We start from the raw sequence: 15401 nt of genomic DNA on the forward strand, positions 1-15401 counted from the left end.
ATGAACAATACGGAACAGGATCGCTGGTCGCGGGTGAAGGGACGGTTGCGGACGAGCGTTGGCGAGGACGTCTACACCAGCTGGTTCGCGCGGATGGATCTGGAGAGCGTGCACGACGAGAGCGTGCACCTCTCGGTTCCAACCCGGTTTCTGAAGAGCTGGATCCAGGCGCACTACGCCGATCGTGTGCTCACCTGCTGGCAGGCCGAGATGCCCGAAGTGCATCGCATCGACCTCACCGTGCGTTCCGCGATCCGCGCAGCAGTGCCGGTGAAGGAGGCGGCGGCACCGGTCGAGGTGCGCCGTGTCGAGCGCACCGACGGCCGCCCCGCGCCCGAACTGCGCTCGGTTGCGACCGCGCCGGTGTCGGCGAGCCATGACGCGCTCGGCGGCTCACCGCTCGATCCGCGCCTGACCTTCGCAAGCTTCGTCGTCGGGCGTTCCAACACGCTGGCGCATGCCGCCGCGCGCCAGGTCGCCGAAGGCCGCCGCGGCGATCCCGTGATGTTCAACCCGCTCTACATCCATGCCGGCGTCGGCCTCGGCAAAACCCATCTGCTGCAGGCGGTGACCTGGGCCGGCAATTCCGGCAGCGAGCGCAAGGTGCTGTATCTCACCGCGGAAAAGTTCATGTACGGCTTCGTCGCCGCGCTGAAGACGCAGACGGCGCTGGCCTTCAAAGAGGCGCTGCGCGGCATCGACGTGCTTGTCATCGACGATTTGCAGTTCCTGCAGGGCAAGTCGACCCAGGCCGAGTTCTGCCACACCCTGAACGCGCTGATCGATGCCGGCCGGCAGGTCGTAATCGCCGCCGACCGCCCGCCGTCCGACCTCGAAAGCCTCGACGACCGCGTGCGCTCGCGGCTCGCCGGCGGCCTCGTGGTCGAGATGGGATCGCTCGGCGAGGAACTGCGGCTCGGGATTTTGAAGTCGCGCGTCGCCGCGGCCCGCGTCCACCATGCGAGCTTCGACGTGCCGGAAGAGGTGCTGGACTATCTCGCCCGCACCATCACCCATAACGGCCGCGACCTCGAAGGCGCGATCAACCGCCTGCTGGCGCACTCCAAGCTCAACAACCAGCCGGTGACGCTGGAGATGGCCGAGCGCGAGGTGCGCGACCTGATCCGCCCGCAGGAGCCGAAGCGGATCAAGATCGAGGACATCCAGCGCGTGGTGGCCCGGCAGTATAATGTCAGCCGCTCCGACCTGCTGTCGTCCCGCCGTACCGCCAACGTGGTGCGCCCGCGCCAGGTCGCGATGTATCTGGCCAAGACGCTGACCCTGCGCTCGCTGCCGGAGATCGGCCGGCGCTTCGGCGGCCGCGACCACACCACGGTGCTGCACGCCGTGCGCAAGATTGAGGCACTGGTCGCCAAGGACACGGCGCTCTCGGAAGAGGTCGAATCGCTGAAGCGCCAGCTGCAGGAATAACGCGCCGCGCCAAGCCGGTGCGTTAAGGCTGCCTCATTTTGCTCGCCCTCCCCTTCGCCGGGGGAGGGCGACACCATTTCCGGCCCAAAACGTGGGGAACGGGCGCCGTTTCGCTCGCGTCTCCCTTGCGCCGGCCCGCCATCCGCGCCACCTTGCGGTCCCCCCGTGGGTTTGATCAAATCCGACATTGATCCGGCTTTTCGGGTTTCAAATGCCGCGGTGCTGCCGTGAACGGCCGCCCGGCTTCTCCATCTGAGGGATCTGGCGGGTATTGCAATGAAGGTCACCGTCGAGCGCGCGCAACTCCTGAAATCGCTGGGTCACGTCCATCGCGTGGTCGAGCGCCGCAACACCATCCCGATCCTCGGCAACGTCTTGATCCGCGCCGAAGGCAGCCAGTTGTCCTTGAAGGCGACCGACCTCGACCTTGAGGTGACGGAAACGCTGGCCGCCGAGACCGGAACCGCCGGCTCGACCACCGTGCCGGCGCACATGTTCTACGACATCGTGCGCAAGCTACCGGACGGCTCGCAGATCGTGCTGGAGGCCGACGGCGACCGCTCGGTGCTCGCGGTCAAGGCCGGCCGCTCGCGCTTCACGCTACAGACGCTGCCGGAGAGCGACTTCCCGGATCTCGCCGCCGGCGACATGACGCATTCGTTCGCGCTGCCGGCCGCCGACATCAAGCGGCTGATCGACCGCACCCAGTTTGCGATCTCGACCGAGGAGACCCGCTACTACCTCAACGGCATCTATCTGCACTCCGCCGGCACCGCCAAGGCCGCGACCTTGCGCGGCGTCGCCACTGACGGCCACCGCCTGGCGCAGATCGATCTCGTGCTGCCCAAGGGCGCGGCCGGCATGCCCGGCGTGATCGTGCCGCGCAAGACCGTCGGCGAGGTGCAGCGGCTGATCGAGGACGGCGAAGCCGAAATCTCGATCGAGCTGTCGCAAGGCAAGATCCGCTTTTCGCTCGGCAATGTGGTGCTGACCTCAAAGCTGATCGACGGCACCTTCCCGGATTACGGCCGCGTCATCCCGCAGAACAACGACAAGGAACTGGTGGTCGACAAGAAGGACTTTGAGGCCGCCGTCGACCGCGTCTCGACCATCTCCTCCGAGCGCGGCCGTGCGGTCAAGCTCGCGCTGTCCTCCGGCAAGCTGGTGCTCTCGGTCACCAACCCGGATTCCGGCAGCGCCACCGAGGAGCTCGAGGTCGAATACGCCTCCGACGCGCTCGATATCGGCTTCAACTCGCGCTATCTGCTCGACATCGCCGCCCAGATCGAGGGTGAGGTCGCGGTGCTGAAGCTCGCCGACCCCGGCTCGCCGACGCTGGTGCAGGACAAGGACAACAAGGGCGCGCTGTACGTGCTGATGCCGATGCGGGTGTGATGGTCTCCACGCGCACCGCTGCACCCTCTCCCCTTGTGGGAGAGGGTGGCGCCGCAGGCGCCGGGTGAGGGGTTGGTGCCGCGAACGCCGAGCCATCGAGCGACTGACGAACGCATCCGCAGCTTCGCAAAGAGGATGCGCCGCGAGCCGACCGATGCGGAAGCCAAGATGTGGCGCCTGCTTCGCGACCGTCGCCTGTCGCACCTGAAATTTCGCCGGCAAGTTCCGTTTCAAGACTACATTCTTGACTTCGTCTGCTTCGAGAAACACCTCGTCATCGAAATCGATGGAGGCCAGCACGCCTCGTCACAACGCGACGCGGCACGAACAGCAGCTCTCGTGGCAGAGGGGTTTCGGGTCCTCCGCTACTGGAACAACGATGTGTTGCAAACGCCCGGGGCGGTGCTGGAGGACATCCTCGCCAAGCTTGCCGAGCTGTGAGATACCCCTCACCCGTCGCCTCACTGCGTGAGGCGCCACCCTCTCCCACAAGGGGAGAGGGGAAGGAAGATCGATGACCCCGTCCCGCATTCACCGCCTGTCGCTGACGCATTTCCGCAATTATCGGGCGGCGACGCTGCAGGTCGCGGGTGACATGGTGGTGCTGGTCGGGCCGAACGGCGCCGGCAAGACCAATTGCCTGGAGGCGATCTCGTTTCTGTCGCCCGGCCGCGGGCTGCGCCGCGCGACGCTGGAGGACATCGCCGACAACCAGGGCGACGGCTCCTGGGCGGTGTCGGCGGAGGTCGAGGGCGCGCTCGGCCTTGCCACGCTCGGCACCGGCATCGACGCGCCGACCGGCGACGGCGGAAGCACACGGCGCTGCCGCATCGACCGCGAGCCGGTCGGCTCGGCGACCGCGTTCGGCGACCATCTGCGCATCGTGTGGCTGACGCCGGCGATGGACGGCCTGTTCATGGGCGCGGCCTCTGAGCGGCGGCGCTTTTTCGACCGCCTGGTGCTGGCGATCGATTCCGAGCATTCCAGCCGCGTCTCGGCGCTGGAGCGTTCGCTGCGCTCGCGCAACCGGCTGCTCGAAGTGCGCAACTATGACGATCATTGGTGTGACGCGATCGAGCGCGAGACCGCGGAGCTTGCCGTCGCGGTGGCGGCCTCGCGCGGCCAGACCGCCGCCAAGCTTGCTGCGATGCTGCGCGCGCGTGGCGCGGCATCGGCGTTCCCGTCTGCCGAGATCGCGCTCGACGGCTGGATGGAAAATGCACTGCTGCAGGAGCCCGCAACCGCGGTCGAGGACCGCTACCGCGAGATCCTGCGCGCGAGCCGGCCGCGCGACGCCGCGGCCGGGCGCACGCTCGACGGCCCGCATCTGACCGATCTGCAGGTGGTCTACGCGCCGAAGAACATGCCGGCGCGCGATGCCTCGACCGGTGAGCAGAAGGCGCTCTTGATCGGGCTGGTGCTGGCACATGCCACGATGGTCGCGGAGATGACCGGCATTGCGCCGCTGCTGCTGCTCGACGAGGTCGTCGCGCATCTCGATCCTAGCAGGCGCAAGGCGCTGTTCGACGAGCTGGCAAAACTCGGCGCGCAGGTCTGGATGACTGGCGCCGATCCCTTGGCCTTTGTCGATATCGGCCCCAGCGGCGAGCTCTTCAACGTCGAATCCGGACGGGTCACGGGACGTCGCTGAGGAACGCAAAATCGGCCTGCAAAACGGCCGCGAATCCGCCTCCGAATCGAGCTTTTCGAGGCCTCCTGAATCGACCCTCAAAGGCCTTGAAAAAGTGCTAAAAAATCCTATGTCTTCAATAGTTTGTGGAGACAGACTTTGCGCTAGGCGCAACTCCTCTTTCATGGCACAAATAGCGTAATCAGCGCCTGATATTGCGCAGCTGATTCGGGACATCCTCGAAGGCCTCATATGACAGAACCTGCCCGGCAGACACCTGCCGAATCCGAGCATCCCATTCCGGTCGAATACGGCGCGGAATCGATCCGGGTGCTGAAGGGCCTCGACGCCGTGCGCAAGCGGCCGGGCATGTATATCGGCGATACCGACGACGGTTCCGGCCTGCACCACATGGTCTACGAGGTCGTCGACAACGCGATCGACGAGGCCTTGGCGGGCCATGCCAGCCGCGTTCTGGTCACGCTCAATGCCGACAATTCCGTCACGGTGTACGACGATGGCCGCGGCATTCCGGTCGACATCCACAAGGGCGAAGGCATCTCGGCGGCCGAGGTCATCATGACCCAGCTCCACGCCGGCGGAAAATTCGACCAGAACTCCTACAAGGTGTCCGGCGGTCTGCACGGCGTCGGCGTCTCCGTCGTCAACGCACTGTCCTCCAAGCTGCAACTGCGCATCTGGCGCGACGGCAAGGAGCACTACATCGAGTTCGCCCATGGCGATGCCGTCGCACCGCTTCGGGTGGTCGGCGAGGCGCCGGGCAAGCGCGGCACCGAGGTCACCTTCCACGCCTCGGTCGAGACCTTCAAGAACGTCGAATACGACTTCGCGACGCTGGAGCACCGGCTGCGCGAGCTCGCCTTCCTCAATTCCGGCGTCAACATCGTGCTCTCCGACATGCGCCACGCGGTCGAGAAGCGCGAGGAGATGCACTATTCCGGCGGCGTCGAGGAATTCGTCAAATATCTCGACCGCAACAAGAAGGCGATCGTGCCGGCGCCGATCATGGTGCGCTCGGAAGCCAACGGCATCGGCGTCGAAGCCGCGCTGTGGTGGAACGACAGCTACCACGAGAACGTGCTGTGCTTCACCAACAACATCCCGCAGCGTGACGGCGGCACCCATCTGGCCGGCTTCCGCGGCGCGCTGACGCGCCAGGTCAACGGCTATGCCGAGGCCAACGCCAAGAAGGAAAAGATCGCGCTGACCGGCGACGACTGCCGCGAAGGCCTCACCGCGGTGCTGTCGGTGAAGGTGCCTGATCCAAAATTCTCGTCGCAGACCAAGGACAAGCTGGTGTCCTCGGAAGTGCGCCCGGTGGTCGAGAACGTCCTCAACGAGGCGCTCGCCGCCTGGTTCGAGGAGCACCCGACCGAGGCCAAGGTGATCGTCGGCAAGGTGATCCAGGCGGCCGCGGCCCGCGAAGCCGCGCGCAAGGCGCGCGAGCTGACCCGCAAGAGCCCGCTCAGCGTCTCCTCGCTGCCCGGCAAGCTCGCCGACTGCCAGGAAAAGGATCCGGCGAAATCCGAGCTGTTCATCGTCGAGGGCGACTCGGCCGGCGGCAGCGCCAAGCAGGGCCGCAACCGCGAGTTCCAGGCGGTGCTGCCGCTGCGCGGCAAGATCCTCAATGTCGAGCGGGTCCGCCCCGACAAGATGCTGTCGAGCGAGCAGATCGGCACGCTGATCACCGCGCTCGGCACCGGCATCAGCGACGATTTCTCGGTCGACAAGCTGCGCTATCACAAGATCATCGTGATGACCGACGCCGACGTCGACGGCGCCCATATCCGCACGCTGCTGTTGACCTTCTTCTACCGCCAGATGCGGGAGATCATCGACGGCGGCTACCTCTACATTGCCCAGCCGCCGCTCTATAAGGTCTCGCGCGGCAAGTCCGAGCAGTACCTGAAGGACGAGCGCGCGCTGGAGAATTATCTGATCTCGACCGGGCTCGAGGAGTGCGTGTTCAAGCCGGCCTCCGGCGAGGACCGCTCCGGTCGCGACCTGCTGTCCTTGATTGAGGACGCCCGCGTCATTCGATCGGTGCTGCGCAATCTGCACAGCCGCTACAATCGCACTGTGATCGAGCAGGCCGCGATTGCAGGCGTGCTCAATCCCAGGATCACCGGCGATCTTGAGATCGCCAAATCGGCCGCCGGCTACATCGCCATGCGGCTGGACGCATTGGCTGAGGAAGCCGAGCGCGGCTGGATCGGCGACTTCATCGAGGGTCACGGGTTCCAGTTCGAGCGCACCGTGCGCGGCGTCAAGGAAGTGGCTGTGATCGACGACGCGCTCCTTGGCTCGGCGGATGCTCGCAAGCTCGACGAATACGCCAATACGCTGCAGGAAGTTTATGCCAAGGCGGGCAAGCTTCGCCGCAAGGACACCGAGACGGTCATCTACGGCCCGGTCGACCTGTTCGAGGCCGTGACCGAGGCCGCCCGCAAGGGTGTGACGCTGCAGCGCTACAAAGGTCTCGGCGAGATGAATCCGGAGCAGCTTTGGCAGACCACGCTGGATGCCGACGCGCGCTCGCTGCTGCAGGTGAAGGTCAAGGAGGTCGACGAGGCCGACGATATCTTCACCAAACTGATGGGTGACGTGGTAGAACCGCGCCGCGACTTCATCCAGGAACACTCGCTGAGCGCCACGATCGACATCTAAATCGACATCCAACATGGGGCCTGTTTCCGCGTGGCGCCGATCCAGTACATCGTAGAAGGTGGCCGCCGGCTCTCCGGCACCATCGAGCCGTCCGGCAACAAGAATTCGGCGCTGCCGATCATCGCCGCAGCGCTGTTGACCGAGCACCCGGTCACGCTGACCAACGTGCCGCGCATCCGCGACACCGAGACCCTGGTCGAGCTGTGCCGCTCGGTCGGCGCCTCGGCGGAATGGACCGAGCGCAACACGCTTGCGATCCACGCCAGGGAAATCCGCGCCGCCGATCTCGACCCGGACCTTTGCGCCCGCATACGCGCGTCGATCCTGCTCGCCGGCCCCCTGCTCGCCCGCTGCGGCGAGGTCGCGCTGCCGCCGCCCGGCGGCGACGTGATCGGCCGCCGCCGCCTCGACACGCATTTTCTCGCCTTCGAGCAGCTCGGCGCCACCGTCACCGCGACCCACCGGCTCGAGTTCCGCGCCTCGCGTCTGAAGGGCGCCGACGTGTTCCTCGACGAGCCCAGCGTCACCGCGACCGAGAACGCGCTGGTGGCCGCCGTCGCCGCCCGCGGCACCACTTATCTGCGCAATGCGGCCTCCGAGCCGCATGTCCAGGACCTGGCGAATTTCCTGGTCGCGCTTGGCGCGACGATCGAGGGCGTCGGCACCAACACCATCATCGTGCACGGCCCGGCGACGCTGGGCGGCGCGAGCTATGCGATCCAGCCCGACCATATCGAGGTGGGTTCGCTGATCGGGCTTGCCGCGGTGACCCGCTCGCCGCTGCGCATCGCGCGCGCCGGCGTCGAGCACCTGCGCTCGATCCGGATGGGGTTTGAACGGCTCGGCATCGTCTGCGGCGTCGAGGGCGACGATCTCGTCGTGCCGTCGAACCAGACCATGAAGATCCACGACGATTTCGGCGGCCACGTGCCGAAGCTCGAGGACCAGCCCTGGCCGGCCTTCCCGGCCGATTTGATGTCGATTGCGATCGTCACCGCGACGCAGTGCGACGGCGTCATCCTGATGCACGAGAAGATGTTCGAGTCGCGCATGTTCTTCGTCGACAAGCTGATCGCGATGGGCGGCCGCATCGTGCTGTGCGACCCGCACCGCGCGATCGTCGCCGGCCCGAGCCGGCTGCGCGGCGCGCCGATGACCTCGCCCGACATCCGCGCCGGCATGGCGATGCTGCTGGCGGCGGTCTGCGCCGAGGGCACCTCCACCATCAACAACGCCGACCAGATCGAGCGCGGTTATGAGCGGATCGAGGAACGGCTGAACGGGCTCGGCGCCAAGATCACCCGGATACCCGCACGATCCTAGAGCTATTTCCGTTCCGATCAAATCGGAACGGAGCTCTAGATTCCTGTTCTGACGCGTTTTCTTCACGCGAACCGGTATCCACTTCGCTCGAAAACGCTCTGGTCCCCTGCGGCAGCCTGGCCGTGCTTTTGGCCAAGCTTTTGACCCGGTTGCCGTGCTAAGCGTTCCCGCATGACCTGCATCGACAAGGTTGAACCGGCCGCGCCTGCGGCCGTTGCTGTGCCTCGCAATCTGCTCACGGCCGAGCTTGCGGAAACGCTGAAGCTCGCCGTGCCGCTGGCGCTGACGCAGCTCGGGCAGATCGCGATGATGACGACCGACCTCGCCTTCATCGGCCGGCTCGGCAGCGAGAGCGTCGCCGCGGCGGCGCTGGCGCACACCGTGTACTTCGTCAGCTTCACCATCGGCATGGGCATGATGTCCGCGGTCTCGCCATTGGCCGCGCAGGCGTTTGGCGCGCGCAACCCGCATATGATGCGGCGCGCGCTGCGGGTCGGGCTGTGGGCCGGCTTCTTTATGGTGCTGCCGCTGATGGCGCTGCCGTTCCATGGCGAGCGCATCCTGCTCGCGCTCGGCCAGACCCCGGCCACCGCGCATCTGGCGCAGCAATATCTGTCCGGGCTCGGCTGGGGCATCCTGCCGGCGCTGTGGTTCATCGCGCTGCGCGGCTTCATGAGCGCGGTCAACCGCCCGGAGCCGGTTCTGTGGATCACGCTGGCCGCGATCCCGGCCAATGCCCTGCTGGTCTATCTGCTGCTCTACGGCAAATGGGGCATGCCCGAGCTCCGCATGTTCGGCGCTGGCCTTGCGACGACGCTGGTCAATCTCGGCACCTTCCTCGCCGGCGTCTGGTTCGCCGCGCGCCGCCGCCCGTTCCGCAAGTACCACGTGTTCGCGCGGGTCTGGCGCATCGATTGGCCGCTGATGGGCAAGCTGGTCGCGGTCGGCGCCCCGATCTCGCTGTCGTTCCTGCTCGAATACGGCCTGTTCGGCGCCGCCGGTCTGTTGATGGGCCTGATCAGCACCACGGCGCTGGCGGCGCACCAGATCGCGCTGCAGATCGCGGCGATCCTATTCATGGTGCCGTTCGGCATCAGCATGGCCGCGACGGTGCGGGTCGGCCAGGCGGTCGGCCGCCGCGATGCGGATCAGGTGCGCCGCGCCGGCTATGTCGCGGTCGCGCTCAGCGGCATCTTCATGAGCGTGATGACGCTCGCGGTGATCCTGGCCCGGTTCGAGATCGCCGAGCTGTTCCTCGGCGAGGCCAGCGACACCACGGGGCAGCTCACCGCGGCACTGCTGATGATCGGCGCGACCTTCTTCATCGCCGACGGCGTCCAGACCACCACCGCAGGCGCGTTGCGCGGCATGAACGACACCCAGGTGCCGCTATTGTTCGCCACCATCAGCTACTGGTTGATCGGCTTTGCGTCGGCCTGCGCGCTCGCGTTCTGGATCAGGCTCGGCGCCGCCGGGGTCTGGATCGGGCTGTCGCTCGGGACCGCGGTCTACGCGACCTTGCTGATCTTGCGCTTCCGCCTACTGGCAAGCAGGATGGCCATCTGACATCTGCAGGCGGAGCACGGCCGGGTCATGACATTATCGGTCGATCTGTTCTTCTCGTTCCGCAGCCCCTACAGCTATCTGGCGCTGCCGAAGACGCTGAAGATGGTGGCGGACTACGACGTCGCGGTGAACCTGCGGCCGGTCTATCCGCTGGCGGTGCGGGTGCCCGGCTTCTTCAAGCAAACCAATCCGCAATTCGTCCGCTATGTCGTGCTCGACTCCCGCCGCGTCGCCCAGCACGACAACATCCCGTTCCGCTTTCCACGCCCCGATCCGATCGTGCAGGACATGACGACGCTCGATGTCGCGGAGCACCAGCCCTACATCCATCGCCTGACCCGGCTCGGCGCCGCCGCGCAGCGCGAGGGCCGTTCGCTAGCCTTCACCGCCGCGATCAGCCGGGTGCTGTGGGACGGCTCGGTGAAGGGCTGGAATGAAGGCGACCATCTCGCCAAGGCCGCGACCGCCGCCGGCTTCGATCTCGCCGCGATGGATGCGGCCGTTGCCGCCGACCCAGACAGCTACGAGCAGGTCATCAAGGGCAACGAGGAAGCGCACGCCGCATCCGGCCATTGGGGCGTGCCGACCTTCGTGTTCGAGAACGAACCGTTCTTCGGGCAGGACCGGATCGACCTGCTGATCTGGCGCATGGAGAGCCGAGGCCTGACGCGCCGCGAGGCATAGGGCATGATCCGGAAAAGTGTGAAGCGGATTTCCCTCGCGACAAGCGCGAAGCGTTTGCGCGGAGATCATGCTCAAACAAAGAGCTAAAGCGCGATGATGATTCAACCTAATCTCATCGCGCTTTAGCGCGCATTCATGCCGCGGTCTTCTCCGGCGTATCCTTGACGATCTTCTCCAAAACCTCGGCGTTCATGCACCAATTGCCATGGCAGCGTTTGAGATCGTTCAGATTCTGCCGCATCTGGTCCAGCGAGAAGCCGAGCGCGTAGAACCGCTCGGCCGCATCGACCGGCAGGCCGCGGATCAGGCCGTCCCTCCGGACCGCGGCGACCTCCTCGCTATAGGCGTGCAGCGCGGCGTCGACCGGCGCCATGTCGGCCGGACCGCTGCCGGCGCGAAGTGCGGTCGCGACCGCCATCATGTAGGTGACGATCGCGGTGCTGACGTCGGCCAGCGGCCGCGCTAGCCTCGCCTGAATATCGGCTGGCAGCGGCACGACGCAGGCGCGCCCGATCATCACGACGTCATGCCGCAACCGCTGGATCGTGCGCAGCAGCGGACCGGTGTCCGGCCCCGACGACAGATGCATGGAACGCTCGCGCTCGGCCTCGAGGCCCATCGCGTGCAGGTTGGTCACCGCCGTACCGATGCCGTCCTGAATCCGGTGCAGGGCGTCGTTGTCCAACCCCCGTGTCAGCCCGGCGAGCAGCTCGGCGAACGCCGCCGACAGCAGCTCCAGCAGTTTTGACGCGTTGACCCGGATCTGGCTCACCGCGCGCGACGGCAGCACCAGGAACGAGATCGCCAGCCCGGTGAGCGCGCCGACGGTGACCTCGAGCACGCGGTCGATCGCCGAGTCCAGCGGGTTGGAATGATGCATGGTCGGCAGCAACAGCACGATCACCGCCGTCACCGTCGCCGAGTTGAGGCTGGGATTGAGCGCGGCGATGAAGGCCAGGGGTACGATCGCTAGCACCAGCAGCGCCAGCAGGCTGCCCTCGCCGGAATGGGGGATCAGCACCGCGATCGCGCCGCCATAGATGGCGCCGCCGATGGTGCCGAGCATGTAGTCGCGGCTCGCCTTCAGCGAGCGGCCGACGCTCATCTGCGTCACGATCAGCGAGGTCAGCACCGCCCAGAGCGGCAGCATCAGATGCAGCGCCACGGCGATCGTGTAGGCGACGACACCCGCGGACGCGATCCGGACCGCCAGCGCCAATTGGGTCTTGCGCGTCCAAAGCTGGTCGAACATGCGTTTTGCGAAGGTGCTCATGCAGCGTGATCCGGAATCAATCGAACGGCCCATGTTAGATAGCGTGGAGCATGGCTGCTGCCCGCGGCGGCAAGGCGGCTTGAAACACCTGATCCGCCCGCCTACCCTGCGCCGCAAAATTGAGGAAACACGATGGCCCACGAAACCGCAACGCTCGCCGCCTACGTCGCCGACCTGAAATATCAGGACATCCCGCCGGAGGTGCTGGAGCGGGCCAAGGTGCTGACGCTGGATTTCCTCGGCAGCACGATCCGCGCCCGCCGCGACGCGGAATCGACGCCCTCGCTGATGAAGATGCTGGAAGCGCTGGCGCTGGACGGCAAGGGCGAGGCCACCGTGTTCGGCGACAGCAAGACCTGGACGCCGGCGGTCGCCGCGCTGCTCAACGGCGCGCTCGGCCACTCCCTCGATTTCGACGACACCCACGCTGATTCCTCGCTGCATCCCAGCGCGCCCGTGGTTCCGGCCGCGTTCGCGGTCGGCGAAATGGTCGGCGCCTCCGGCCGTGACGTCTTGACCGCGATCGTCGCCGGCTACGAGGTGTGCTGCCGGCTCGGCAACGCGCTCGACCCGACCTCGCATTACGCCCGCGGCTTCCACCCGACCGCGACCGCCGGCACCTACGGTGCGGCTGCGGCGGCGGGCAAGCTGTTCGGCCTTTCGAAGGAGCAACTCGTCTCCGCCTTCGGCGTCTCCGGCAGCCAGGCCGCGGGCTCGCTGCAATTTCTGGTCAACGGCGCCTGGAACAAGCGCTACCAGGTCGGCGCCGCCGCGATGAACGGCGTGATCGCCGCGACCCTGGCGCGTAACGATTTCGTCGGCTCGACCGAAGCGGTCGAAGGCAAACATGGCCTCTTGGTCGGCTACAGTGACGATGCGCACCCCGACAAGGCAGTGGCCGGGCTCGGCAACACCTACGAGACCATGAAGATCGGCGTAAAACCGTATCCGAGCTGCCGCTACACCCATGCCGCAATCGACGCGCTGATCGCGATGCGGCGCGAGCACAATCTGACGCCGGACCAGATCAAGAAGGTCGAGATCGGCCTGCACCGCAACGGCATCACGCTGACCGGCGACGCCGCCACCAAGCGGCACCCGACCTCGGTGGTCGGCGGCCAGTTCTCGATGTTCTTCACCGGCGCGATCGCGCTCGACCAGGGCCGCTTCGGCTGGGACGATTACGACCGTCTCGGCGACAAAGCGATCGACGCGCTCGCCGACAAGTTCGACGTGGTGCAGGACGACCGCCTCGAGGTCGGCCGCACCCACCCGTTCGGCGCCCGCGTCTCCATCACCACCGACGACGCCACCCATGAGCGCCTTTACGCTGACCCGTCGGGCGAGCCGACCTCGTTCCCCGACGCACAGGCGATGCAGCAGAAGTTCCTGACGCTCGCCCGTCCCGTGCTCGACAAGCGCGCCGACCAGCTTGCGGACGCGATCCTGACGCTGGAGCGCTTCGACCGCGTGGCCAAGGCGACGCAGCTCGGGCGGCAGTAGAGCCGCCACACATTCGGTGTCGTCCCTGCGAAGGCATTGCGAGGCAGGGACCACACGAAGCTTGTGGCCCGCTGTTCAACCCGTCATCCTGAGGCGCGAGCTCTTGCGAGCCTCGAAGGATCGACGGCCCCGTCTGTGGCCGATTCATCCTTCGAGGCTCGCAAGAGCTCGCACCTCCAGCGACAAAGGCGAAGCCTTTGCGCGGGGATGACGGGTCAGTTGTGTTTGAGCGGATAGGCCGCGGCGTACTGGATCGCCCGGTCACGCCGGGCGATGACAGTTGTGGATGAAGGTCCAGCTTCGCATTCTCATCAATTCCCGCCCGCCAGCTTCGCCGTGCCGGATGTCGCTGCAACGACGTCGCGGACCAGGTCGAACACGCCGTCGGCTGCCGGCGGCGCGTTCGGCGAGCGGCCGAGGCGGACGATGACGAGGCGCTGCGACGGCACGATGATGACGTACTGCCCGATCGTGCCCTTGGCGTAGAACGCATCGCGCGGCCAGCCGTGCCCGGTGCGATAGTTGGCGCCAAAGCTGTCGCCGAGATTGGTCCAGAAGCCGGCGCCGTAGCCGACCCAGGCGTTCGGCGTCGGCGACGCCGAATACTTCACCCAGCCCTCGGGGAGGATGCGCTTGCTACCGGCGACGCCGTCGTTGAGATAGAGCTGGCCGAACCGCGCCCAGTCGCGCGCGCTCGCCAGCATCTGGCTCGAGCCTTCCGGCGTTCCCGCGGCATCGAATTCGATCACGACGCTGTGCATGCCGAGCGGATCGAACAATTCGCGGCGCGCGAAGCGCATCACGTCGGCGGCGTGCCCGCCGGCCGCGTCGCGGATCAGATGCGACAGCACGGCGAAATTGCCGTCGTTGTAATTCCAGTTGCGGCCGGGCGCGCTCTCGAGCGCAAAGCCTTCGGCGAAGGCAGCCATATCGGGCTCCATGAACTTCATCCGGTTGACCGGCTCGAGCACTGAAGCAAGCGAGGCCTCCAGCGAGCTGCCGAGCGCGAGCCCTGCGGTGTGGCGCAGCAAATGATCGACGGTGATGGCATGGCGCGGATCGTCGGGGTTTTGCCACGCCGCGATCGGCACCGGCTGATCGACCGTGAGCTTGCCGTCGCGCACCAGAATTCCTGTTAGCGCCGAGATCACCGATTTGGTCGCGGAGAAGCCGAGCAGCGGGGTGTCGATGCCGATCCCATCGGCGTAACGCTCGGCGACGACGCGGCCGTCTTTCAGCACGACGATTGCGCGGGTGCGGCGGAACGGCGCCTGCGCCGGCTCGGCAAAGGCGCGGTCGAGCGCTAAGGCGAGTTGCGGGCTCTGCGGCGCGACGATCGATGGTCCGGCGATCTCGGGCAGCAGCGCCGGCTGCGGCGTCGCCGTCGGCAGCGGGCCATCGGCCGGCGCCGCGCCATGATCGAGCATGCAGCCGAGCCCCTCGCGATAGACGGCATGGCTGCGGCCGAGGCCGAACAGCGTCACCGTGACGTCCTTGCGCGCACGGTCGACCTGATAGTCCATCGCCCAGGTGATCAGGCCGACCCCCGGCATCGCTTCGGTCGTCTCGGAGAAAATCCGCGCCGGTTCGAGGCCGCTGACGAAGGTTTCCGAGCAGATGATGTTGGCAACAAAGCCGGTTGCGACCTTCGGCACGTCATGGGCACGAGCGACCGAGAGCGCGAGCGCCCCGGATGCGGTGGTGGCGGCAAGGATGAGAATGAGCTTTCGACGGGTCACGGGGTCCTCCGGATTGGCGCGATGGGCGCGTGGCGGGGAGGAAGACGTGGAGGGCGCGGAGATGCTCGCCGGATTTGAGAATTGGGCTGGTCGAATAGCGGCGGGAGCTCGTCGATTCTGAATTTATTTTGTAATTGCAATGAGCTACGGGCGAGACGCCCTCTTCCCT

At 66.5% G+C, this 15401-nt stretch carries 11 protein-coding genes; 9 read left to right on the forward strand and 2 right to left on the reverse strand.

Annotated features, from left to right (window positions below; translation table 11 throughout):
- From dnaA to CI41S_RS00040, 8 genes are all read left to right on the forward strand, one after another.
- Nucleotides 1-1431, forward strand: a 1431-nt coding sequence (gene dnaA, locus CI41S_RS00005; protein ID WP_139479313.1) for a chromosomal replication initiator protein DnaA, incomplete at its 5' end; no start/stop codon positions are given.
- 276 nt (nucleotides 1432-1707) lie between these two features.
- Nucleotides 1708-2826 (forward strand): DNA polymerase III subunit beta, encoded by a 1119-nt coding sequence (gene dnaN, locus CI41S_RS00010; protein ID WP_139479314.1) that lies wholly within the window; start codon nucleotides 1708-1710, stop codon nucleotides 2824-2826.
- 75 nt (nucleotides 2827-2901) lie between these two features.
- Nucleotides 2902-3267, forward strand: a complete 366-nt coding sequence (locus tag CI41S_RS00015) for an endonuclease domain-containing protein (protein ID WP_139856874.1) — start codon at nucleotides 2902-2904, stop codon at nucleotides 3265-3267.
- Nucleotides 3268-3340: 73 nt separating this feature from the next.
- Complete coding sequence (gene recF / locus CI41S_RS00020) at nucleotides 3341-4477, forward strand: DNA replication/repair protein RecF (protein WP_139856854.1); 1137 nt, start codon at nucleotides 3341-3343, stop codon at nucleotides 4475-4477.
- 231 nt (nucleotides 4478-4708) lie between these two features.
- Nucleotides 4709-7144, forward strand: coding sequence for a DNA topoisomerase (ATP-hydrolyzing) subunit B (gene gyrB / locus CI41S_RS00025; protein WP_139479316.1), 2436 nt, complete (start codon nucleotides 4709-4711; stop codon nucleotides 7142-7144).
- A gap of 30 nt (nucleotides 7145-7174) precedes the next feature.
- A complete protein-coding gene (gene murA, locus CI41S_RS00030) occupies nucleotides 7175-8467 on the forward strand; it encodes a UDP-N-acetylglucosamine 1-carboxyvinyltransferase (RefSeq protein WP_139856855.1) in 1293 nt (430 codons plus the stop codon).
- Between the two features lie 171 nt (nucleotides 8468-8638).
- The gene (locus tag CI41S_RS00035) at nucleotides 8639-10033 is read left to right on the forward strand and encodes an MATE family efflux transporter (RefSeq protein WP_139856856.1); all 1395 of its coding nucleotides are present in this window, start codon (nucleotides 8639-8641) and stop codon (nucleotides 10031-10033) included.
- A gap of 27 nt (nucleotides 10034-10060) precedes the next feature.
- Nucleotides 10061-10717, forward strand: a complete 657-nt coding sequence (locus tag CI41S_RS00040) for a 2-hydroxychromene-2-carboxylate isomerase (RefSeq protein WP_139856857.1) — start codon at nucleotides 10061-10063, stop codon at nucleotides 10715-10717.
- A gap of 133 nt (nucleotides 10718-10850) precedes the next feature.
- On the opposite strand, the gene CI41S_RS00045 is transcribed toward CI41S_RS00040, so the two are convergent.
- A complete protein-coding gene (locus tag CI41S_RS00045; protein ID WP_139856858.1) occupies nucleotides 10851-11990 on the reverse strand; it encodes an FUSC family protein in 1140 nt (379 codons plus the stop codon).
- 132 nt (nucleotides 11991-12122) lie between these two features.
- Here CI41S_RS00045 and CI41S_RS00050 point away from each other — a divergent pair, with 132 nt between their 5' ends.
- Nucleotides 12123-13493 (forward strand): MmgE/PrpD family protein, encoded by a 1371-nt coding sequence (locus tag CI41S_RS00050; protein WP_139856859.1) that lies wholly within the window; start codon nucleotides 12123-12125, stop codon nucleotides 13491-13493.
- Nucleotides 13494-13804: 311 nt separating this feature from the next.
- Here the strand turns inward: CI41S_RS00050 and CI41S_RS00055 are convergent, their stop codons facing one another.
- Nucleotides 13805-15232 carry a serine hydrolase domain-containing protein gene (locus CI41S_RS00055; protein WP_139856860.1) on the reverse strand — a complete coding sequence of 476 codons (1428 nt, stop codon included), beginning with the start codon at nucleotides 15230-15232 and terminating at the stop codon, nucleotides 13805-13807.
- Between the last annotated feature and the right edge of the window lie 169 nt (nucleotides 15233-15401).

It is taken from the genome of Bradyrhizobium ivorense, assembly GCF_900696085.1.
Taxonomy (GTDB): domain Bacteria; phylum Pseudomonadota; class Alphaproteobacteria; order Rhizobiales; family Xanthobacteraceae; genus Bradyrhizobium; species Bradyrhizobium ivorense.